Genomic DNA, 23,854 nt, shown 5'->3' on the forward strand with positions numbered 1-23,854 from the left:
TAATGAAAAAAGCAACAATACTTTTGTCTGTAGCAGTTGTATTACTCATGTCTTGTAATACAAATCAAAAAGTTGAGAAAAAAACTAAAGAACCAGAAAAGAAAAACATCCTATTTATCTTGGCAGATGACTATGGTTATAATGATTTAAGTTATAGAAACGATAGTTTTTATGAAACACCAAATATAGATCGTATTGCAAAAGAGGGTACTGTTTTTAACAATGGTTATGCTACTTGTCAAGTTTGTAGCCCTTCTAGAGCAAGTATTATGAATGGTAAATTTCCTGCACGTCACGGAATTACAGATTGGATTGGTGCGCGAGAAGGTGAAAAATGGAGAGAGAAAAAAAGATTTTCTAAATTAATGCCAGCCAAGTACAAACATAGTTTGTCTCATAAAGATGTTACGTTGCCAGAGGCTTTAAAAGCCGCGGGATATGCTACCTTTTTTGCAGGGAAATGGCATTTAGGAGAAAAAGGATCGTGGCCAGAAGATCATGGTTTTGATATTAACAAAGCAGGTTGGGATGCTGGTGGACCTCGAGGAGGTTATTTTTCTCCATATAAAAATGATAATTTAAAAGATGGAAAAGATGGTGAGAATTTAAGTATGCGTTTGGCAAAAGAAACGGTAAACTTTATGAAGGATAATAAGGATAAAAGATTCTTTGCTTATTTATCTTTCTATGCGGTTCATGGACCAATTCAAACGTCAAAAGATAAATGGGAGAAATATCGCAAGAAAGCTGAGAAAAATGGTATTGCTGAGCATTCTTTTAAAATGAAGAAATTTTTACCAATGAGAGAAACTCAAGACAATCCTATTTATGGTGGTTTGGTAGAATCTATGGATGATGCTGTTGGCGCTGTGTTAAAAGGATTAGAAGATTTAGGATTGGCAGAAAATACCATTGTTGTGTTTACTTCAGATAATGGAGGCGTTTCGGCAGGAGATTCTTATTCAACTTCTAATTTACCATTAAGAGGCGGTAAAGGATACCAATACGAGGGAGGAATTAAAGAACCTTATTTTATAAAAGTTCCTTGGTTAAAAAACAGTATTAAAGAGAACAATACGCCCGTTTCTGGGACAGATTTTTATCCTACTTTGTTAGATTTGGTAGGTGTAAAATTAAAGCCAGAAGCTCATTTAGATGGTGTTAGTTTGTTGCCTTTATTTACAGGAGGAACTATTAAAGAGCGCCCGTTAATTTGGCATTATCCACATTATGGTAATCAAGGAGGAGAACCGTCATCAGTTATTAGAAAAGGAGATTGGAAATTTATTCATTATTATGAAGATGAAAGAGGGGAGTTGTTCAATTTGAAAAATGATGAAGAAGAAATGCATGAAATTTCTAAAGAAAATCAAGAAATAGCATCCGCATTAAAAACAGAACTTTTTAATTACTTGAAAGAAGTAGGTGCAAATTATCCTGAAAAAGATCCGACATATAATGCCGCTTTAGAGGAGGCGCATTTACAAAAAATGGCTACTAAAAAGTTACAAAGTTTAGAGAAACAAAGAATGTCATATTTATCTTCAGATTTTGATCCTAAAAATGATTGGTGGGGAAGTTTTCAAACCATAGATTAATTTGAATGCTGTTTGAACAATAAATATATTTTAAATTGATTTTAGTTTACATGTATGCTGTAATTATAAAAAAAATCTCTAAGACGTTTCTTAGAGATTTTTTTATGACTATAAATTTTTTGTATTAAAAAGGAATCACGTGTAAAAGTTTAATATTGGTGTCGGTTCTGTTCACACCTTTTACTTTAAAAATGGCTGTAAAATGATGCTGCTCTTTTAAATAGGTGCTTTCAAATTTTGTAATACTATCCATATTTGTAAAATAAGCAACAGTGGCACTTACACCAATGTCATGATGAGAAAAGAAAACAAAATGTTGTTTATTACCTAAGCTGGTATATTTAGAAACAATGGCATATTCTTCAGATGCTGTTTTAGTTTTCAAATTAATAATTTGGTCTTTTATTTTAGGGTGATTTTTAATGGTTATAAATTCATTAGAAATTTTACAAAAAGGGTTTCCTTCATTAAAAAAAGGTAAAAATTGATTTTTATTTTTTGTAGGTCCTACGTAAATCACATTCTTTTCTTTTATTTCCGGAATAGAGGTTTGAGTAGAAAATCGGATGTCGAAATTTTTATCATATTGCTGAAAAAATTTCTGTATGTTCTGAGTTGCCAAAGCGCCCATACGTGTACTGTAACTGTATTTAGAAGGTTTAATTAGGTTTTTTAATTCTGGGTTTTTATCAATTAAGGAATGAAACTCTTCATTTGTGTTGATGTTAAAATCTCGTGTCCATCCATAACCTTTGGAAATTGTTTTTCCTGTAATTCCAAAATGATCACCAATAAATAAATTTGTTTGTGAATTGTTTTTGAAAAATTCTTCCCACAATTTCGGGGGTTTTGGAGCTCTGTTATTGATGATAAAAAAGGCAATTACACCAATTAATAATGCATACGGAATAATTATTTGCCAATTAATTTTCTGAAATGTTTTTTGTGGTGTTTCAGTTTTTGTAAAACTTACTTTGTACTGTCCTTTTTTAATGTGTAATATCCAAAGATCCTCTTTGCCTTCTGTGGCATAATACGCGATTAGTTTTTTTCTTAAATTGTATACGTTTACTCTAACACGCGGATTGTTTTTATCTGTTATCTCTTTACTTCCAAAAAAATCAATATCTATAACACCTTCTTTTAAAGTTGTGTTTTTTAAAGTAGCTTCATGTAAATATTGCAGTAATGCACTGCTTGTTGGAGCATTTTTTAGTGTTTTACTCTTTTTTATTTTAGAAACAATTTCTTGTTTTTGTTCGTTAGTTAGTATTGGTTTTTTTAGACTCATATAAAAAGGTATTACACTTAAATTCTAAGAACTTTAACCGTTATAACTACCGTTAAAGTAGCGTTAAAGTTACAAAAATGAATTGGTGTGCCTAACTTTGAAATTGTGTTTTTTAAAAGAGAAGGTTTTTAGGGTACTAGATGCTAACTGTGATATGTAAATCAAACTAAAAATGAAACTATTTATTAATCAAGACTTTATTTTAGAAACCAATGTAGCTAAAAGTTTGTTACATGAAGGTCTGGGAAAAAGGCATATTGTTGATTATCAGTTTTATTTAGATCAGAAAGTGATATCAGAAAATAAAAATTTTAGAAATTTAACTCATTTGTGGTTAGATGGCGACCATTATAAATGGAGAGCTATGAGAAAAAATGGCGTTTCAGAAAAGTATTGTAATTGGAATAAGTTTGAAAAATGGGCAGAAACAGTTTAGAATATCTTAAGATATTAAACATACATCATGATTATTTTAAAAGAATTCTATGTAATTTATTGGGGAATGATATTGAAAAGGGATTGATACCTCATGATAAAGAATTGTTAAGCGGTATGGTAAAAGATATTTGCTACTACAATTCAAAAAAACATTTCAAATTTGATTAAAAGATAGTATATGAAAAAATTAAATAAGTATGTGCTTGCACTTGTTGTTTTTACAGCACAATTGGGTGTAGCTCAGCATCAATCATCTTTAGAAAATAGTGTAAAAACAGAAGTTAAATACTTGTCTGGTACCGGAAGTGATGATTTAGTGGATTGGGATTTTTTCTGTTCAGAAGGAAGAAATAGTGGGAAATGGACCAAAATAGGAGTGCCTTCTTGTTGGGAACAAAAAGGATTTGGCGCTTATAATTATGGATCTGATGATGTTAATAATAGAGCGAAAGAAGTGGGTTTGTACAAACATACTTTTGAGGTTTCTAAAGAGTGGAAAAACAAAGACATCAACATTGTTTTTGAGGGGGTAATGACCGATGCTGAAGTAAAAATTAATGGAAAATTGGCAGGAGAAATTCATCAAGGTTCTTTTTATGAATTTAAATACAATATTTCTAAACTTTTAAAATACGGAACATCAAATTTACTAGAAGTTAAAGTTCATAAAGTTTCATCTAATGAGTCTATAAATCATGCAGAGCGTAATGCCGATTTTTGGATTTTTGGAGGAATTTATAGACCAGTATATTTAACAGTTTCTCCAAAGGAAAATATGAATCGTTTGGCAGTGGATGTAAAAGCTAACGGAGAAATAATTGCAGATGTATTTTTAAATGCTAAAAAGGCACAAGCCATAAGTTTATCTCTTTTGAATGTAGATGGAAATAAAATTCAGGATTTAGCTGTAGAAAGTATTCAAAAAGAAAAATTAAAATGGACCGTAAAAACGAAGGCTTCTAATATTTTGACGTGGAATGCTGAGCAACCAAATTTATATAAGTTACAAGTTAATTTGTTAGATAATAAAAAGAAAGTACTTCATAAAGTAACTCAAAAAATTGGTTTTAGAACGGTTGAGATTTTAGCAGGTGATGGTATTTATGTAAATGGAGAACGTATTAAATTTAAGGGTGTAAATCGTCATTCTTTTCATCCAAGTTCAGGGAGAACTACGTCAAAAGCATTGAGTATTAAACATGTGAAAATGATGAAGGATATGAATATGAATGCTGTACGAATGGCTCATTATCCGCCAGACAAACATTTTTTAGAAGCCTGTGATTCTATAGGGCTTTTTGTGATTGATGAAATTTGTACGTGGCACAACCCAATGTTAGATACCAAAGTTGCGCGTAAAATTGTAAAAGAAACCGTTGTACGTGATGTAAATCATCCTTCCATTTTATTATGGGCAAACGGAAATGAGCAAGGTTGGAATCCTGAGGTAGATGATGATTATGCAAAATGGGATATTCAGAATAGAGAAGTAATTCATCCTTGGAGTATTTACAAAAAAACAAATACCATTCATTATAGCCATTATCATTCTTTGGTAAATGATTCGTATTCAAAAGAGAAAATTTTATTTCCAACAGAGTTTTTACACGGTTTGTATGATGGAGGTCATGGCGCAGGATTAGAAGATTATTGGGAGAAAATGTGGAGTTTACCGCAATCTGCAGGTGGTTTTTTATGGGATTTTGCTGATGAAGGCATAGAAAGAACCGATAGGAATAACGAAATTGATTTACAAGGAAACAAAGCTGCTGATGGTATTGTTGGACCTTATGACGAGAAAGAGGGAAGTTATTTTACGATTAAAGAAATTTGGTCTCCAATTTTTATAGAAGATAGATTTATTAATGCCGATTTTAATGGTGTCTTTCGTATAGAAAATAGATTTCATTATACCAATTTAGGCGATTGCAAAATGACGGCAAAATGGTTAAAGTTTGATGGACCAACAGGAACTACAAAGCCATCAATTATTTCAGAAAGTAATGTTCAATTGCCTCGTTTATCTCCAGGAGTTAAGGGGAAATTCAATATTGATAAACCTAAAAATTGGGAAACAGCAGATGCCTTGCATGTAACAGCGGTAAATCCTCAAGGAAAAGAAATTTTTACTTGGACTTATCCTGTGCAAACACCAAAGCAAGTAAATCTACCAAAAATTGGTTATTCAACTTCAGGAAATATTAAAATAGAGACACAGAAGAATCAAATAAAAGTTGTGGCAAATGAGATGACGTATTTATTTTCTGATAAAACGGGTTTGTTAGCGCAAGTTAAAAAAGGAAACAAGGTAATTCCGTTACATAATGGTCCTGTTATTTTAAATCAGAATGATAAAATTGAAAATGTAAGTGTAAAATCATTAGAAAATACCGTAGAAATTACAGTTGTTTTCGAAGAAAAAAGTAGGTCTCCTTCTTGGTCTACTATTAAAGAAAAACGTTCTGATTTTATAAAATGGACGGTACATGCAAATGGTTTGCTAGATTTAAAAGTAGAATTTAAAGGTTTTAGAAATTTAAAAGGTTTTAGAGGAATTACATTTTCATTTCCAGAAAAAGAGGTTGCTGGTATGAAATGGTTAGGAGATGGTCCTTACAGAGTTTGGAGAAATAGAATGAAAGGAACAAAATTTCAGGTTTGGGAAAATGACTATAATAACACGGTAACGGGTGAATCAGGGTTTGTATATCCGGAATTTAAAGGGTTTTTCTCGAGTGTTTATTGGACAAAATTAAAAGGAAATAATGACAATGGTTTTACTGTTTTTTGTCATTCTCCACATACATATTTGCGAATGCTAACGCCACAAAAACCAAAGTATGACCTAAAAGGACGTGTATCTCCAGAGTTTCCGAAAGGAGATATTTCTTTTGTGAAAAATATCCCTGGAATTGGAACCAAGTTTCAAAAACCAGAAAGTATGGGGCCACATGGAAATCCTGAACATTATTTTGGAAATGATGACGAACCGATTGTAATAGAATTAACATTTAATTTCAAATAAATTTAAAGATGAAAAATTATATAATTTTAATAATTGCGATTACATTGTTTGCTTCTTGCCAAACAAAAGAAAAAGAAGTAACAACACAAACAGTATTTCCTTATATGGTTTCTGATGTAGATGCAGATAGTCCAATGAGTGCTGCCATGAAAAGAAGTTTTCATGAATATCCATCACCATTACTTGCCGAGAATGAATTGTATAGCCAATTTAAATATACAAAGTTAAAAGGTTTCGATTACAATGGAGGGGATGGAACCATTACCAGACGAGATCCTTCTAAGGTTTTGCTTGAAAATGGAAAGTATTATGTTTGGTATACAAAAAGAGCTACTATAGTCAGACCAATTGGTTTAGGTAATGCCAAAAATGCAACCGAGCAGATACCTTCAGCAGATTGGGATTTATCAGAAATATGGTATGCAACAAGTGAAGATGGTTTTACTTGGGAGGAGCAAGGAGTGGCGGTAACTCGTCCGGCTAAGCCTATTCCTGGTTTTAGATCGGTTGCTACTCCAGATATTCTTAAGTGGAAAGGAAAATTTTATCTTTATTATCAGGCTTTTAGTGAAACACCTGGGCTTAAAGGAGATGATTGTGTGGCTTCAGTTTCTTATGCGGATTCACCTGATGGACCATGGACTCATTATAATAAGGTCGTCTTGCCTACCGGACCAAAAGGTTCATGGGATCAATTTACTGTTCAAGCACCAACTCCTTTAATTCATAATAATAAAGTTTATATGTATTATAAGGTTGATTTTAATCGCCCAATAGGTGATCGTGTGGGGTATAATGGAAAATGGAGTGCTATTGGTTTAGCTATTTCAGAAAATCCACTAGGCCCTTTTGAGAAACATCCTTTGAACCCAGTTCAAAATTCAGGTCATGAGATATGTTTATTTCCTTTTAAAGAAGGAGTAGCATCATTAACAATACGAGATGGGAATGAACATTTTACGATTCAGTATGCCAAAGATTGGGTGAATTTTGAAATAGAATCTATCACCGAAATGATGCCTATAGGACCTAATGCTTTTATTCCTGATGCTTTTGCTGATAACGGAGATGGACGTGGAATTACTTGGGGGGTATGCCATTTTAGAAATGTTAAAGGATCAGATGGAAAATATTATTCAGAATTAGCAAGGTTTGACTGTGATTTGAGTTTAGATGTTCACGATCCAGAAATGAAGAAATTTAATAACTTATGGAGTCCTGATATTTACTATAAGTTGAAATTGAGTAAAGCCCAACGAGAACGCATTCAAAAAGAAAACAGAGAGAGAATTATTGAATAATTCTTAAAAACGAATTTAAATTATGAAAAGAATATTATACGTTATAATAGTAGGATTCATAGTAGTATCATGTCAACAAAAGCAAGAAGAAAATAAACAAGATGAATTTCCATTCTTTATTTCTAAAGAAAAACCAAACCGTAAATTAAGTGCTGCGGTAGCGCGTAATTATGATGCCTATGAAAATATTCGTCCGGAACAAACAGAATTGTATTCGCAATTTAAATACACCAAATTGAAAGGTTTTGATTACAACGGAGGAGATGGAACGGTTACAAGAAGAGATCCCTCCAAAGTAATTTTTGAAAATGGTAAATATTACGTTTGGTATACGGGTAGAAAATCTCCTGTAAGACCTGTTGGAATGTCTCGTGCCAAAGAAGCTACAGATGTAATTCCATCTGCAGATTGGGATTTGGCAGATATTTGGTACGCAACTTCTAAAGATGGATTTACTTGGGAAGAGCAAGGAATTGCAGTTCCTCGTCCACCAAAACCACAACCAGGATGGAGATCTGTAACAACTACAGATGTTTTAAAATTTAAAGGAAAGTACTATTTATACTTTCAAGCTTTTATGGAAGCTAGCGGATTACGTGGAGATTTTTGTCCGGTTTCTGTAGCCTATGCAGATTCTCCTGATGGACCATGGATTCATACCAACAAAGTCGTATTGCCCAACGGACCCGAAGGTTCTTGGGATCAATATTCTATTCATGATCCTTATCCGCTGGTACATGATGGAAAAATTTATATGTATTATAAAGGCGATTTTGATAAAAGATCAGAATTCAAACCTTCAAAAATACGTATGCAAGGATTGGCAATTGCAGAAGATCCGTTGGGGCCTTTTGTAAAACACCCTTTAAATCCGGTAATTAACTCTGGGCACGAAACAACATTGTTTCCTTTTAAAGAAGGAGTAGCTGCGATTGTTCGAAGAGATGGACAAGAGCACAATACCATTCAGTATGCCAAAGATTGGGTGAATTTTGAAATAACGGCCATTACAGAATTGTTACCTGTGGCTGGTGGTCCTTATGTGCCTGATGCGTTCACAGATACCAAAGATGGAAAAGGAATTACTTGGGGAATTTCACATTTTATCAATGCTGATGGGAATTGGAATCATACCATATTGACAAGATTTGATTGTGATCTAAGTACAGAAATACACGATCAGGGAATGAAAGGTCATTATTACAATTACAGTCCAGAGTTTCATTACAAGCAGCATGGATTAAGTGAAAAACAAAAAAAGAGAATTAAAAAACAAAATCAAAAACTTAAAAATGCAAACTAGTTTAAAATATATTTTAGGAATAGCAACAGTTGTTTTGGTTAGTTGCACAGGTATGCCTAAAAAAGAAAAAGAGGTAAAGGTGTACAAGCCTACTTTTGAATCGTTGAAACAACACGGAGCTGCTCCTGAATGGTTTGCAGATGCTAAACTAGGAATGTATTTTCATTGGGGGCCTTATAGTGTTCCTGCGTATGGGAGTGCTTGGTATCCACATAACATGTATAAGGATAATAATGGAATCCGTAAGCATCATGAAAAAACTTACGGAAGTATTTTTGAGTTTGGATACGAAGATTTTATTCCAATGTTTAAAGCTTCTCATTTTGATCCAGATGATTGGGCAGAATTATTTAAGCAGACCGGAGCTAAATTTGCAGGTCCCGTAGCAGAACATCACGATGGTTTTGCGATGTGGGATTCAGAGGTTAATCCTTGGAACGCAGCTGATATGGGGCCTAAACGAGATGTTTTAGGAGGTATTTTTAAATCTTTAGAAAAGAAAGGATTAAAAACAATTGCAACGTTTCATCATGCTCGTAATGGGCAACGGAATGCAAACAAACCAGAAAATTGGAAAACAGCGTATGATAGTCATTATGTATATCATCCAGATTTACCAACTGCTACAACAGATCCTAAATTGCGTAAGTTGTTTGGGAATTTTGAGAAAATAGAAGAATTTAATCAATATTGGCTAGATCAAGTAAATGAAGTCGTAGATAAATACAGTCCAGATATTTTATGGTACGACTCGTGGTTGAATTTAATTCCAGAAGATAAGCGAAATGAAATGGCAGCTCATCATTTTAATAATGGAATTAAAAAACATAAAGAGGTAATGTTGGCTCACAAGCAACAAGATTTACCTTTAGCGTATAGTGTGTTAGATTACGAACAAGGTGGTAGAAAAGATTCTTGGCCAAGTCCTTGGATGACAGATATGACTTTGGGGAAAAATAGATGGATGTATGTAAAAGTTCATCCTTATAAAACTGCTGATTTAGTTGTGAGAAATATGATTGATATTTGGAGTAAAAACGGAGTGGTATTGTTAAATGTGTCTCCTACTGCCGATGGAATTATTAATCAAGAACAAAGAGATGTGTTAAAAGAAATTGGCGATTGGATGAAAGTTCATGGAGAAGCAGTTTATGGAACGCGACCTCATAATATTTTTGGATTTGGAAATGCAGCTACAGGAGAAGGACACAATGCAGGTCAATCTTCTTCTGTAGAATATACGGCAGATGATGTTCGCTTTACCGTTGCTAAAAATAAAAAAGCAATGTATGTTTTCTTTTTAGGGCAACCTGAACAAGGAAAAATAATTCAAATGAGGGCTATTGGAGGTTATCATCGTAATATTCCTCCATCACCTATAAAAAATGTACGTTTATTAGGATCTGATACAAAGGTTGAGTGGCAGTTAACAAGTGATAGTTTTTATTTAACCATGCCAAATGTAGAAATGAATGAATTAGCTACGGTATTTAAGTTTGAGTTAGAATGAGTAACTCATATCAAAAAAAATAAACGAATAAACCGCTAAGTTTATTATAGGTAATTCTGGAGTGATTAATTTTTGATATCTATATGCATGCTTACTTAAAACCTAAAAATGTATTAAAAATACATGTTAAAATGGTGATTATGTTTTTTATGATCAATTAATTTTTCTAATGCAACTTAATACTATTTCTATTTTTTAAGTATTTTGAATGTTCTTATCTGTAAATTTTTTAAAAATTTAGATAAAGAACATATAATCTGTAAAAAAGGTTATTTGTTAGGCGGTCAGTTTTATGGAGTAATTACATTTACATATCCCCAAAATAAAGGTGAAGTTTTATTTTCTTCTAAAAAGAAAAGGATTTAAAAGGTAAAACAGCATTTTTATAAATGGATTAGTTTCTGTAGTATCATCTATCAATCTGAAAAAACATTAAATGAAAATTAAATTCACCCTTTTAGGAAGCTTACTAACGTTATTTGTAATCTTCATAGATACCACTATTCTTGCGCAAGAAAAACCAAATATTTTAGTAATTCTTGCTGATGATTTGGGTTATGGAGATCTTGGTTTTACGGGTTCTAAAGATATAAAAACACCTAATTTAGATAAGCTAGCTAATAACGGAGTTGTTTTAAATAATGGTTATGTTACACATCCATATTGTGGCCCATCTAGGGCAGGTTTAATTACAGGGAGGTATCAAGCACGTTTTGGTGTAGAAATTAATTTTACAAATTCTATGTTTGATATGTATAGTGGTTTACCATTAACGGAACAAACATTTGCAAATCGTTTGCAAAAATCGGGTTATGAAACTGGAGTTATTGGTAAGTGGCACTTAGGAGGATCAGATACATTTCACCCAAACAATCGTGGATTCGATTATTTTTATGGATTTTTATCAGGAGGACATTCGTATTTTCCACAGAACGTAAAAACGCACATGGCATTAATCAATCCAAAAAATAATACACCACATTATAGTGCTAACGAAGGTAGTTATTGGCCGTTAACTAGAAACAATAAAGCAGGCGAATTTAATGAGTACTTAACAACTGCATTAAGCAAAGATGCTGCAAAGTTTGTGAGTAATAGCGAGAAGCCATTTTGTTTATACTTAGCGTATAATGCTCCACATCTACCATTAGAAGCGCCTAAAGAAACTATTGAAAAATATAGTTTTATTAAAGATAAAAAGAGAAGAACTTATGCTGCTATGGTAGACGAGTTAGACCAAGGAGTTGGTAGGGTTATAGAAGCGCTTAAAAAGTCTGGTAAATTTGAAAATACCATAATTTTCTTTTTATCCGATAATGGTGGTCCAAGAAAAAAAGGAGAAACTTTTGCGAGTAATGGTAAATTTAAAGAAGGAAAAGGAAGTATGTATGAAGGGGGTTGCCACGTACCCTTTATTTTACATTGGCCTAAAGGAAATTTTAAAATGAAAGAGTTTGATGGATTAGTTTCTGCATTAGATATTGCGGCTACAGCTGTAGCAATGGGAGGAGGGGATACGTCTGGTAAGAACTTAGAAGGTGTAAATTTAATTCCTTATTTAAAGGGGAAAGTTAAAGGTTCACCTCACGAAGCATTGTTTTGGAGAATGCAAGACGGTATTGCTTGGGGAGTAAGAACTAAGGATGCTAAATTTTTAAAAAGAAATAAAAAGGAAGCAGTACCAGAATTATTTAATATGGCAACAGATCCTTATGAGGATTATAATATCATTTCTAAATCACTAAAATTAAGAAAAGAATTGGCCAAACTTTGGAATGATTGGAACAAAGGAAATATAAATAACATTTATTTACAGTCTGGAGCTTATCAAAAAAAACGCTTGGATATGTATAAAGAATTGTATGAAGATTTGTTAAAGAAATCTAAGAATGCAGATGCTTTAGTTATTGAATAATTGTTTACCTATTGTAATTATAATTAACCCAAATATTTAATTCAATTTAGAACATTTGTTGTGTTGTTTACATGAATAGCTTTATTAGGAGTTGCAACTAATCTTTAGTTTTACATCATAAAAAAAAGTAAATAAAATGAGGTTTAAGTTATTTGTATTAAGTTTCTTCTTTATGGGAGTATTGTTTTCATTGCAAGCACAAACGGTAAAAAAACCAAATGTGATAGTGGTTTTGGCAGATGATGTTGGTGTTGGAGATGTTTCTTGTTATAGAAGATTACATAGGGGGAAAATAGTTTTAGAAACTCCAAATATAGACAATCTAGCAAGTCAAGGAATGTATTTTACACAAGCACATGCTCCAGCAGCTTTATGTGCAACTTCTAGATATTCTATAATGACAGGTAATAATAATTATAGAAGTGCTTTTCCTTGGGGAGTTTGGTCTGGGTACGCAAAATCTGCTATTTCTAAAGAACAGTTAACTTTGGGAAGAGCAATGAAAAAAGCAAATTATAACACTGCTTTTTTTGGAAAATGGCATTTAGGGACGAGTTTTTCCACTAAAAGTGATCCTAATAAAGTTTTTGTGGCAACTAGAAAAAAGACAAGTTTAAATGTTGATATCACAAAAATTAAAGATTTTGGACCTAATCAAACAGGTTTTGATTATAGTGTAACGCTACCTTCGGGTATTCAAAATGAACCTTATTCGGTTTACGAAAATGATATTTGGTTGCCTTTAAAAAAGGATTCAGAAATTACGCTTATAGATAACGTTTATATGCAATCTATCGGATCTGAAATGGAGAAAAAAACGGGATTAGGAGATTCTAATTGGTTACCAAGTAAAATTGGGCCTCTTTTGGCAGATAAAGCAGTAAAATACATTGCTAATAATGCAAAAAAAGACAAGCCTTTCTTTATGTATTACTGTTCTCAAGCAGTACATACACCACATATGGCAGCAGATCAGTTAAATGGAGTTAAAGTTGCGGGTACAACACCTTCTAAGCATATGGATATGATTAAAGAGTTAGATGTTCAGGTAGGTATGTTGGTTGATGAACTTAAAAGACAAGGGGTTTACAATAATACGTTAATTATTTTTACTTCGGATAATGGAGGTTTACATGTAGATAGTGATACTTGGAATTCAGGACATGAACCTAGTGATATTTATAGAGGTTCTAAAAATGATCCTTATGAAGGTGGTCATAGAGTTCCTTTTATTGCCGTTTGGCCAAATCAAATAAAAGCGAATCAATCATCAAATATACCTCTTTTAGGATCGGATATTTTAGCAACAATAGCAGCAGCAGGTAATTATAAAATGGCTAAGAATGAGGTTTTAGATTCCTATAATTTACTACCTATTTTTAAAAATAAAGAAAAAAAGCATAAACGAAATCACTTAATGATTCAAGGTGGAGTTGGTAGAGAAGTAATGATTATTGAAGATGGTTGGAAATTAATTATTCAAGTTGATAAAAAGGATAAATTGAATAAAAAAAGAACTCCAATTGCTTTGTTTGATTTAAATACAAATGATAGAGAAGATGAACGTTTTAATTTAATTAATAATACAAAATATCAAAACAAAGTTTTTAAATTATTTAAAAGTTATAATGAAACAAGAGATACTAAAGTGGTAACTGGTTGTTATTAGTGTTTTTATAGTTTTTTTGAAGATGTGTTTTTAATAGATAATTAAAAAATAAAAGACCATATGTTATATGTATTTGTATATATAACATATTAATAAACAGTCTTTTTTTGTTACTTGTACTCAAATTAATTTTAATATAAAATGGAAAAAAAAATTACCGTATACGCATTTATTTTTTCGATTCTTTTTACGTTTCAAGAATTAAATGCACAAGATTTAAATTTTAATGATTCTTGGCTTTTTTATAATGATGTAGCTCAAGGGGCAGAAAATTCAAATTTTGATGATTCTAGTTGGAGAAAATTAGATTTACCACATGATTGGGCAATAGAAGGTCCTTTTGATGTAAAATATAATGCACGTTCAGGAGGTTTACCTTTTCATGGTACAGGTTGGTATCGCAAACATTTTGTAATGCCAAAAAATACCAAAGGAAAAAAGGTGAGAATTGATTTTGAAGGAGCTATGTATGATGCTCATGTATGGGTAAATGGGAAATTTGTAGGGAATAGACCTTACGGTTATATTGGTTTTGAATTTGATATTAGTGATGCACTAAAATATGATGGTTCACAAAATGTAATTTCTGTAAGATTAGAACCTAAAGATCTATCTTCTAGATGGTATCCTGGTGCAGGGATTTATCGTTCTGTTTGGTTAAAGATAGATAATCCTGTTCATGTAGAACAATGGGGAGCATATATTACAACACCAACAATTTCAGAAAAGTTAGGAGTTGTACAAAATGAAACTACTATTGAAAATAATAGTAGTAAAGATGTAAAGGTTAGTGTAAAGCAAGAATATTTTTCACCAAACGGAGAATTAGCGGCTTCAATTGATGATGAAATTGTGGTTAAGGCAAATTCGAAAGAAGTTTCTGGAACATGGGTAAATGTAAACAATCCTAAAATTTGGGATACTGAAAATCCGCATTTATACAAAGCGGTTACTACTGTTTATCAAAACGGAAAAGTAATAGATACTTATAATTCAACTTTCGGATTTAGATCAATTTCATTTACTACAGAAGGTTTCTTTTTAAACGGAAAAAAAGTAAGATTTAACGGTGTTTGTTTACATCATGATAATGGGGCTTTAGGTTCTGCCGTTTATAGAAGAGCAGATGAAAGAAAGTTGCAAATTATGAAAGAAATGGGGGTAAATGCCATTCGTACAAGTCATAATCCTCCATCAAGAGAATTTTTAGAATTATGTGATGAATTAGGTTTATTAGTTTTAGACGAAGCTTTTGATGTTTGGAAAGAAGAAAAAGTAGAAAATGGTTACAATGTTTTCTTTGAAGAATGGGCAGAGCGTGATATTAAAGACATGGTAAAAAGAGATCGTAATCATCCTTCTATAATTATGTGGAGTACTGGTAATGAAATTCATGAGCAGCACGATAAAAAGAATGGATGGAAAGTAGCTAAAATGTTACATGAATATTGTAAAGCAATAGATCCTACACGTCCTACAACATTAGGAATGAATAATTTTGAAGCGCCTTATAAAATGAATTTTGCGGCTCAATCTGATATTGCAGGGGTGAATTATAAGCCAACAAAATATCAATATATTCACGAAACATATCCGCAGTTAGCGTTGTATGGTTCAGAGACATCGAGTATTACAAGTAGTAGAGGTATCTATCATTTACCAATGGAAAAATATACAACGCACGAGTCTTTACATGTAACTAGTTACGATATAATTGGCCCACCTTGGGCGTATCCACCGGATGTTGAATTTTATTATCAAGAACAAAACCCAAATATTATGGGTGAGTTTATGTGGACAGGTTTTGATTATTTAGGAGAACCAACACCTTATGGAGGAAAAGATAACTCTACAAATGGGTATTGGAATGGACATTGGCCTTCACATTCATCTTATTTTGGTGCGGTAGATTTAGCTGGTTTTCCAAAGGACAGATTCTTTTTGTATCAAAGTCATTGGACAACAAAACCAATGATTCATTTATTACCTCATTGGAATTGGAAAGGTATGGAAGGAAAGAATATTCCTGTTTATTGTTATACAAATTTAGATGCCGCAGAACTTTTTGTCAACGGAAAATCTATGGGTAAAAAAGTGAAAGGAAAAGATTTAACAGAGTTAATTGTTAAATTCTCTAGATTCGAAGGAGATTCTTTTCAATCTAAATATAGGTTGTCTTGGGATGTGCCTTATGAAGCCGGAAACATAAAAGTAGTAGGTTATAAAGACGGAAAACAAGTTTTAGTAGAACAAATTAATACCGCGGGTAAACCTTACCAAGTTAAATTGTCTGTAGACCGAAGTGAAATACAAGCAGATGGCTCAGATTTAGCGTATGTAACTGTTAGAATAGAAGACAAAAACGGAAACTTATGTCCGAATGCAGATAATCTAGTCAAGTTTTCTGTTAAAGGAGCTGGAGAATTGATTGCCGTAGATAATGGTAATCAAATTAGTTTAGAATCTTTTCAAGCACCGCAAAGAAAAGCATTTAGTGGTATGTGTTTAGCTATTTTAAAGTCTTCAAAAAACGCTGGTAAAATAGAATTAACAGCAAAGTCTAAACGTTTAAAATCTACTAAAATCACTGTAGAAACTAAATAATAAGAAAAAATGAAAATCATGAATACATTATTTTTAAAGAAATTATTTGTGCTAGTATTCTTTGCTAATATTGCGTCGAATATTTTTGCACAACAAAAACCCAACATCGTTTTTATTTTAACGGATGACCAATCTTATGGGTTAATGGGGTGTACTGGAAATGAATTTGTACAAACACCAAACTTAGATAAATTAGCAGATGAAGGTGTGCTGTTTACTAATGCGCATGTAACAAGTGCCATTTGTACACCTAGTAGAATTTCTATTCTGTTAAGTCAATATGAAAGAAAACATGCTGTAAACTTTAACTCAGGAACCTCTGTTTCTGATGAAGCTTGGGAAAAAGCATATCCAATGGTTATGCGTAAAGCAGGTTATTATACAGGTTGGATTGGTAAAAATCATGCTCCAGTTGGTAAGGGAGGTTATATTAGTGGTGTTATGGAAAAAAGTTTTGATTACTGGTATGCTGGTCATGGGCATATTGGTTTTTATCCAAAAGAACGTCATAAAATATTTAATGATGCCATTGCTTTTACGCAACCAGAAGTTATAAATGAAGGTGTAGATGACTTTATAGACCCTAATGCTAGAAAGTTAAAAGGAGCGATAAAGTTTTTAGATACGAGACCAACAGATAAACCTTTTTTATTATCCATAAACTTTAATTTGCCTCATGGAGCAGGTACAAGTACTATGAAAATGAAAAAAGATGATGATGAAATTTATAAATCTTTATATCGTGATTTAACACTTCCTTTGCCAGATAATTATGTGGCTAAAAAGGATATTAAAACGCCTAAGCTTCCTGCAAATTTATTAAGAGCAGAAGATCGCCAGAAAGGATATGATTATGTAGATACACCAGAAGGGTTTAGAGAAAGATATACTAGACAGTTACAGGCAATGACAGGTATCGATAGATTGGTAGGTAATTTACGTTTAAAGTTAAAGGAATTAAAGTTAGACAAAAATACCATTATTATTTTCACTTCAGATCATGGTTTGTTTATGGGAGAACAAGGTTTAGGAGGAAAAGCATTGTGTTATGAGAAAACAACACATGTACCAATGATTATTATGGATCCTTCTTTTAAAAGAAAAAATAGAGGTAGAAAAAGTGATGCATTAGTTCAATCTATAGATATGGCTCCTACAATGCTTTCTATGGGGGGAGTTGCAATTCCTACAGAATTTCAAGGAAAAGATATTTCTAAATTATTGGTAGATACATCTGCAGAAGTTAGAGATTACGTGTATACAGAAAACTTATGGTCAACACAATTTGGTAACCCTGTTTGTGAGGCTGTGCAAGATAAACAATGGAAATATATTCGTTATTACAGAAACAAAACTTTTTCTGCAGCAAAGAAAATAAAGGTTGCAAAAGATTTAGGGATTCCTGTAAACAAAATGCTGTATGCGGTTCATGATCCAGATATTGCTTTTTATCGTGATTTATCTGATGCATCTTTACAAGGAGAAGAGCCTGTTTATGAAGAGTTATATGATTTAAAAAACGATCCAGAAGAGCTTTATAATTTAGCATCAAAGAGTAAACATCAAACTAAATTAAACGCTTTAAGAAAAGTTTGGAAAAATGAAATTACAATGGCTCGCGGAAATGAAAAACCAAAAGTATATAGATATACAACAGATAGTGATCCTAAAGGAGGTCATTAATCAGTATCCGAATAAGATATTATTAATTAAAATATTTAGCTTTAATCCCTTTGGTTTTATAACTAGAGGGATTTTTAATTAGCGTAGGTTTGTAATATTAGCAACTGACCAAAATTAAACTTTAGGTTGGTTGTTTTTTTTGATTCAATTTTGTAAGAAAATAGACATCGATTACTTGTTTGTACTAATTAGTATAATAGACTAGAATCATCATCATTTTAATAATTTAAATACTACTTTAATATTTATTTTTGAGAAGAATTGGATAAACTATATTGATAATATTCTAATAGTTGTATGTTTTATAAAAAATGATAGGATAGTATTGTTAAGAAAATAGGTTTAGAATATTTTGATTATTAAAAAATAAAAAGAACAATTTAGTAAACTGTACCTAAAAAATGTATAATATTCAGTAAGTTGCCTCGAATTTTAAATCTCAAAAAATAAATTAATTTAGAATGGATATTGTTATTATTGAAGATGAAGATTTGGCTGCAGCATCTTTAGAAAAGTTATTATTAAAAAGTAATTATCCGATACGTATTAAAAAACGATTAGAAAGTGTTATGCAATCTATTGAATGGTTTAAAAATAATAGTTGCGATTTAATTTTAAGTGATATTCATTTAGGAGATGGAGAAAGTTTTGAGATTTTTGAAAATTTAAAAATTAAAATCCCTATTATTTTTACAACGGCCTTTAATCAATATGCAATACAATCATTTCAATTTTTTGCCATCGATTATTTATTAAAACCTTACGATAAAGACAAATTAAATACTGCTTTAGAAAAATACACCAACTATACAGCAAAACCAGTTACTGATTATAGTGATTTAGAAAATTTGTTATCTCATTTAAATACTTCTAAAAAAAGTGAAACAAATCAAAAAAGATTTTTAGTTTCTAGAGGAGAAAAATTAATTTCTATAAGTGATCGTGAGATTGCCTATTTTATGGCAGAAAATAAATCACTTTTTTTATTTACTACTGAGGGTGAAAGTTATTTATACGACGATACGATATTGAATTTAGATTTAAAATTATCTAAAAAGGATTTTTTTAAAATAAATAGAAAATTCATTGTAAGACATAGTGCCATAAAAACAATTATAAAATACAGTCAGAATCGATTAAAAATAGAATTAGAACCTTTTTCTAAAGGCAACGATTTTATTTTAATTAGTTCTAAAAATGTTCGGGAGTTTAAAGAATGGTTAAATAATTAATATGCGATCATCTAAATTTAGTACCCGATTAAAAAAGAATCAGCAATATTTGTATATCAGTTTGTTGTTGATTGCTATTTTTTTTGTTGGTAATTCATTAATCACTCCTAAAATTACATCAGTAACAGAAGAGTTAATTCAAGATATAATTCAAGGGAATTTAAAATCTAAAGAGAATATTGTTGCCTTCGAATTTAATCAACTGAATAACTCGATTAAAAATGCCCAAAAAATCTTACAAGATTCAGAAAATAATTCTCTCGAGGTTGTAAAGGAAAAATTACTCTTTACATCAGATTTAGCTTTAGAACACCAAAGTATTGATAATAGTTTTGTATCTATAATATCCTCTAATGATGTAAAAGAAAACTATTTTTCTAATAGGAAAGATTTTTTGTATCAAAAAGAAATAAACACGATACTAAAAGGGATTCAATTTATAAATAATGATGTTTTAATTGATACAATTCTAACCAAGAATGGTAACGTTATTAATAGAAAAATATATGCAAAAAAACTGCTAAATAATAAGACTGTTTATACGGGATACGATATAGATTTAATCTCATTTTGGAGTTATTTTTCTGAAACCTATAAAGGAGATGGAGGTTATACCGTAATTACCAATAAAGAGGGTATTTGTATGCTGCATCCCGATACAAAATACATCGGAAAAAAAATAGGAATGTATTTTAACACGATTTCTATTGAGCAAATTTTAAAAAGTTCGCTTAAAATTAATGGATATTATGTGCCTGATAACATCAACTCTCTTAAAGATAAAGCAATTTCAGAATTTCTAGGTTTAGAAGTGTTACGTTATTATGATACTATTAAAATAGGAAATTCGCCTTTAATAGTAATCATTAGTTTTCCTATAGATATTCATTTAAAAGAAACCACAGAAAATATACAAGGGTATTTTTCTTGGATTAGTTTTTTAGCTTTTTCTACATTTATGTTAATCCTGTTGGTTTCTAGATTACAGTTAAAAAAAGAATATGTAGAGAATATAAAGGTTGTAGAAGAAAAAGAACATTTAATAAACAGCAATGAAAAGTATCAAAAGGAAAATGCTATTCTGCAATTAAATCAACTTAAGAAAAAAATAAATCCACATTTTTTATTCAATAGTTTAAATTCTTTACATGTTTTAATTGATTTAAACCCAGATTTATCTCAGCAATTTGTATTAAAATTGGCAGATGTATATCGATATCTTTTAGAAGAGCGAGAAGGAAATTTAATTTCTCTGAAAAAAGAAATTACCTTTTTAGAGCAGTATGTTTTTTTGCAAGAAATTAGATTTAATAAAAGTTTAAGTGTGTCCATCGTTAATAATTGTGATGCTGAAATTTTGGGAAGAAAAATTCCGTTTCTGTCTTTAGAAACCTTGGTAGAAAATGCGATAAAGCATAATGAAATCACTAAAATAAAACCTTTAATCATTGAGATTCTTATTGATAAAGATTTTATTACTGTAAAAAATAATTTTACACCAAGAAAACATAAAACTAAAGATAGCCATCATATTGGATTGAATTATTTAGAAAATACCTATCAATTTTATCAAATAGCTACCTTTAAAACAGGTGTTGTAGACGGTAAATTTGTCTGCACATTGCCTTATATAACCTAAAAACAGTATTTCACTCCGTTTTTTATAGCGTTCACTCTATTCTGTTTTGCTAAGTTGTTGATATCATGCAAATTTGATGTTTTAACAATATTATTTATGAAAACATCCTCTTTAAAAGGAACTTTATTGGTTCCGTTTTTAATGACTTCTCTTTTGATATTTACCTCTTTATTTGGTTTTTCTCAAGATAAAAAGGAAACAGTTAAAGATGAAAAAAAAGATTCTATTAAATCTACTGATGATAAAAAACTTACTTACCAGAAGTTTTTAAAAGAAGGGAATGTTAAAAAAGGATTATTTAATGTATACGCTATAAAAGAAGATTATTATTTCGAAATTCCAGATTCGTTATTGTCTAGAGATTTGTTAATTGTAAATAAGGTATCTAGTGTTCCTTATGCTTTAAACGGACATGGTTTAAATAAAGGAATGACTTTTGAAACCAAGTTAATTCGCTTTTATAAAGATACTATTCTAAACAAGGTTTGGGTTAAAACGTTGAATCCAAGAGTTCAATCTCCAGAAAATGATGCAATTACTTTATCTGTAAAAGATAATTTTGGAGAATCTATTATAGAAGAGTTTAAAATAGAAACAAAAAATACAGATTCTACATCCGTATTTATTAAAGTAAATAAGATATTTAACGGTAAAGAGCAGAGTTTTAGTGATTTGTTAACCAATATAGGGCTGGGCGGTAGTTTAAAAACAAATTTATCAATTTTAGAAACAATTAAATCTTTCCCTAAAAATATTGTTGTAAAATCTTTATTAACTACTTCTGTTAAAGAGGGCGGAAGTGCAGCTTTACCTTTAACAATTGGAGTTACTACTAATATTGTTTTATTGCCAACAGATGTAATGAAACCTCGTTTTTCAGACAAACGTATTGGGTACTTTGATAAACCAATGGATTATTTTTCTGATGATCAGCAAGAAGTTGAATCTAGAGGAATGATTACAAGATGGAGATTAGAGCCTAAAGAAGAAGATATTGAAAAATATAAACGAGGAGAATTGGTAGAGCCTAAAGAACAAATTATTTATTATTTAGATCCTGCTACACCAAAACAATGGAGACCTTTTATAGAACAAGGTGTGTATGATTGGAATGTAGCTTTTGAAGCTGCCGGATTTAAAAATGTATTAAAAGTGAAGTTTCCTTCGGATGAGGACAAGAATTTTGATGCAGATGATGTTCGCTATTCTGTAATTACCTATGCAGCATCAGAAAAACAAAATGCTATGGGACCTTCTGTAGTAGATCCTAGAAGTGGACAAATATTAGAATCGGATATTATTTGGTGGCATAATTTAATGAAAGGATTGCATTCTTGGATTCGTGTACAAACCGGACCAATTGATCCAAAAGCAAGACCAAACAAATTTTCTGAACAACATATGGGAGAGGCAATTCGTTTTGTTTCATCACACGAAGTTGGTCATACCTTCGGATTAAAACATAATATGGGCGCATCATTTAGCTACCCAGTAGATTCTTTAAGATCTAAAACGTTTACCTCTAAAATGGGCGGAACAGCACCTTCTATTATGGATTATGCCCGTTTTAATTATGTAGCGCAACCAGAAGATGAAGTTACAGATATCACTCCTAAAATTGGTGTGTATGATAAATATGCAATTGATTGGGGATATCGTTGGATTGAAAATACATCTGCTCATGAAGAACTTCCGCTATTAAACCAATGGATTCGTAAGCATGAAAATGATGCTTTATATTTTTATGGTCCTCAACAATCTCAAGTGATTGATCCGAGATCTCAAAGTGAAGATTTAGGTGATAATGCTGTAAAAGCTAGCGAGTACGGATTGAAGAACTTAAAGAGAATATTGCCAAATATTTTAGATTGGACAGCAGCAGAAGGGCAAGATTACTACAAAGCATCAAAATTATACAAAGCAGTAATAGACCAATGGGGAACCTATAACGGTCATGTAATGGCAAACATTGGTGGCGTTTATGTAAACAATACGGTTTATGGAGATGGAAAAAATACTTTTGAACCAGTATCTGCTAAAAGGCAAAAAGAGGCATTGAGTTATATCATAAAAAATGCTGTTTTACCTCAAAAATGGTTATTTATGCCAAAAATTATCAATAAGGTTTTTGCAGTAAGAGATGCTCCAGATGGAGAACGCTTTTATTCGCCTGTTTCTATGTTACGCATTCATCAAACCAATGCAATTTATGCGCTGATAAAAACAGATAGATTGATGAGAATTACCGAAAATGAAGTTTTATCAAAAGAGAGTGAAGAAGTATTTACAGAACAATATTTATTTGATAAATTATTTGAAGCCATTTTTAAGAAAACAGAAAAAAGTAAGTCTTTAGATATGTTTGATAGAATTACTCAGAAAAATTATGTAGATGTATTAACTGTAGATCGAAATAAATTATTAGAGAAAACGAAAGAAAAAACAATTTCAGAAGATGTTAATACCTTTAAAAATGTACACTTTTCTTACCTACCAAGAGTAGCAGATATAGGTACCAATAAAAGAGCTGCATTAGAAAAAATATTAAAGCTTTTAAAGAAAAAAGAACACAGAGGAGATAGAGCTACTCAGGCACATTATAGTGACTTAATAGCAAGAATTGAATATAATTTGAAAAACTAAATC

At 31.3% G+C, this 23,854-nt stretch carries 15 protein-coding genes; 14 read left to right on the top strand and 1 reads right to left on the bottom strand.

Annotation, left to right across the window (positions count from 1 at the left end):
* Nucleotides 1-2 precede the first annotated feature (2 nt).
* On the top strand, nt 3-1,598 hold the full coding sequence (locus WHD07_RS00765) for a sulfatase (RefSeq protein WP_343329641.1): 1,596 nt from the start codon (nt 3-5) through the stop codon (nt 1,596-1,598).
* A 124-nt stretch (nt 1,599-1,722) separates the two neighbouring features.
* Here the strand turns inward: WHD07_RS00765 and WHD07_RS00770 are convergent, their stop codons facing one another.
* A complete protein-coding gene (locus tag WHD07_RS00770) occupies nt 1,723-2,889 on the bottom strand; it encodes a hypothetical protein (protein WP_343329642.1) in 1,167 nt (388 codons plus the stop codon).
* Nucleotides 2,890-3,061: 172 nt separating this feature from the next.
* Between WHD07_RS00770 and WHD07_RS00775 the strand changes: the two genes are divergently transcribed.
* The 13 genes from WHD07_RS00775 (at nt 3,062) to WHD07_RS00830 (ending at nt 23,851) form a co-directional block, all read left to right on the top strand.
* Nucleotides 3,062-3,325 carry a glucuronate isomerase gene (locus WHD07_RS00775; protein ID WP_343329643.1) on the top strand — a complete coding sequence of 88 codons (264 nt, stop codon included), beginning with the start codon at nt 3,062-3,064 and terminating at the stop codon, nt 3,323-3,325.
* A complete protein-coding gene (locus tag WHD07_RS18245) occupies nt 3,307-3,495 on the top strand; it encodes a glucuronate isomerase (RefSeq protein ID WP_422897646.1) in 189 nt (62 codons plus the stop codon). The genes WHD07_RS00775 and WHD07_RS18245 overlap by 19 nt, the downstream gene beginning before the upstream one ends.
* Before the next feature lie 10 nt (nt 3,496-3,505).
* Nucleotides 3,506-6,352, top strand: a complete 2,847-nt coding sequence (locus WHD07_RS00780) for a glycoside hydrolase family 2 protein (protein ID WP_343329644.1) — start codon at nt 3,506-3,508, stop codon at nt 6,350-6,352.
* 8 nt (nt 6,353-6,360) lie between these two features.
* Nucleotides 6,361-7,653, top strand: coding sequence for a glycoside hydrolase (locus tag WHD07_RS00785; protein ID WP_343329645.1), 1,293 nt, complete (start codon nt 6,361-6,363; stop codon nt 7,651-7,653).
* Nucleotides 7,654-7,675: 22 nt separating this feature from the next.
* Nucleotides 7,676-8,956, top strand: coding sequence for a glycoside hydrolase family 117 protein (locus WHD07_RS00790; RefSeq protein ID WP_343329646.1), 1,281 nt, complete (start codon nt 7,676-7,678; stop codon nt 8,954-8,956).
* Nucleotides 8,946-10,466, top strand: coding sequence for an alpha-L-fucosidase (locus tag WHD07_RS00795; RefSeq protein WP_343329647.1), 1,521 nt, complete (start codon nt 8,946-8,948; stop codon nt 10,464-10,466). The genes WHD07_RS00790 and WHD07_RS00795 overlap by 11 nt, the downstream gene beginning before the upstream one ends.
* 436 nt (nt 10,467-10,902) lie before the next feature.
* Nucleotides 10,903-12,381: a sulfatase family protein gene (locus WHD07_RS00800; protein WP_343329648.1), complete on the top strand. Its 1,479-nt coding sequence runs from the start codon at nt 10,903-10,905 to the stop codon at nt 12,379-12,381.
* A gap of 136 nt (nt 12,382-12,517) precedes the next feature.
* Entirely contained in the window at nt 12,518-14,050 is a 1,533-nt protein-coding gene (locus tag WHD07_RS00805) for an arylsulfatase (RefSeq protein WP_343329649.1), read from the top strand.
* A 141-nt stretch (nt 14,051-14,191) separates the two neighbouring features.
* A complete protein-coding gene (galB, locus tag WHD07_RS00810; protein ID WP_343329650.1) occupies nt 14,192-16,654 on the top strand; it encodes a beta-galactosidase GalB in 2,463 nt (820 codons plus the stop codon).
* Between the two features lie 18 nt (nt 16,655-16,672).
* Complete coding sequence (locus WHD07_RS00815) at nt 16,673-18,337, top strand: sulfatase-like hydrolase/transferase (protein ID WP_343329651.1); 1,665 nt, start codon at nt 16,673-16,675, stop codon at nt 18,335-18,337.
* Between the two features lie 461 nt (nt 18,338-18,798).
* Nucleotides 18,799-19,569, top strand: coding sequence for a LytTR family DNA-binding domain-containing protein (locus WHD07_RS00820; protein ID WP_343329652.1), 771 nt, complete (start codon nt 18,799-18,801; stop codon nt 19,567-19,569).
* A 1-nt stretch (nt 19,570) separates the two neighbouring features.
* Entirely contained in the window at nt 19,571-21,208 is a 1,638-nt protein-coding gene (locus tag WHD07_RS00825) for a histidine kinase (RefSeq protein WP_343329653.1), read from the top strand.
* A 96-nt stretch (nt 21,209-21,304) separates the two neighbouring features.
* Entirely contained in the window at nt 21,305-23,851 is a 2,547-nt protein-coding gene (locus tag WHD07_RS00830; protein ID WP_343329654.1) for a zinc-dependent metalloprotease, read from the top strand.
* Nucleotides 23,852-23,854: the final 3 nt, after the last annotated feature.

It is taken from the genome of Polaribacter staleyi (assembly GCF_038024045.1).
Taxonomy (GTDB): domain Bacteria; phylum Bacteroidota; class Bacteroidia; order Flavobacteriales; family Flavobacteriaceae; genus Polaribacter; species Polaribacter butkevichii.

What these genes read in the sequence shown, in the direction of transcription:
- WHD07_RS00820 (WP_343329652.1), top strand. Translation starts at nt 18,799, where the DNA reads ATGGATATTGTTATTATTGAAGATGAAGATTTGGCTGCAGCATCTTTA.
- WHD07_RS00800 (WP_343329648.1), top strand. Translation starts at nt 10,903, where the DNA reads ATGAAAATTAAATTCACCCTTTTAGGAAGCTTACTAACGTTATTTGTA.
- WHD07_RS00795 (WP_343329647.1), top strand. Translation starts at nt 8,946, where the DNA reads ATGCAAACTAGTTTAAAATATATTTTAGGAATAGCAACAGTTGTTTTG.
- WHD07_RS00830 (WP_343329654.1), top strand. Translation starts at nt 21,305, where the DNA reads ATGAAAACATCCTCTTTAAAAGGAACTTTATTGGTTCCGTTTTTAATG.
- WHD07_RS00770 (WP_343329642.1), bottom strand. Translation starts at nt 2,889, where the DNA reads ATGAGTCTAAAAAAACCAATACTAACTAACGAACAAAAACAAGAAATT.
- WHD07_RS00775 (WP_343329643.1), top strand. Translation starts at nt 3,062, where the DNA reads ATGAAACTATTTATTAATCAAGACTTTATTTTAGAAACCAATGTAGCT.
- WHD07_RS00780 (WP_343329644.1), top strand. Translation starts at nt 3,506, where the DNA reads ATGAAAAAATTAAATAAGTATGTGCTTGCACTTGTTGTTTTTACAGCA.
- WHD07_RS00825 (WP_343329653.1), top strand. Translation starts at nt 19,571, where the DNA reads ATGCGATCATCTAAATTTAGTACCCGATTAAAAAAGAATCAGCAATAT.
- WHD07_RS00785 (WP_343329645.1), top strand. Translation starts at nt 6,361, where the DNA reads ATGAAAAATTATATAATTTTAATAATTGCGATTACATTGTTTGCTTCT.
- WHD07_RS00765 (WP_343329641.1), top strand. Translation starts at nt 3, where the DNA reads ATGAAAAAAGCAACAATACTTTTGTCTGTAGCAGTTGTATTACTCATG.
- WHD07_RS00790 (WP_343329646.1), top strand. Translation starts at nt 7,676, where the DNA reads ATGAAAAGAATATTATACGTTATAATAGTAGGATTCATAGTAGTATCA.
- WHD07_RS18245 (WP_422897646.1), top strand. Translation starts at nt 3,307, where the DNA reads ATGGGCAGAAACAGTTTAGAATATCTTAAGATATTAAACATACATCAT.
- galB (WP_343329650.1), top strand. Translation starts at nt 14,192, where the DNA reads ATGGAAAAAAAAATTACCGTATACGCATTTATTTTTTCGATTCTTTTT.
- WHD07_RS00805 (WP_343329649.1), top strand. Translation starts at nt 12,518, where the DNA reads ATGAGGTTTAAGTTATTTGTATTAAGTTTCTTCTTTATGGGAGTATTG.
- WHD07_RS00815 (WP_343329651.1), top strand. Translation starts at nt 16,673, where the DNA reads ATGAATACATTATTTTTAAAGAAATTATTTGTGCTAGTATTCTTTGCT.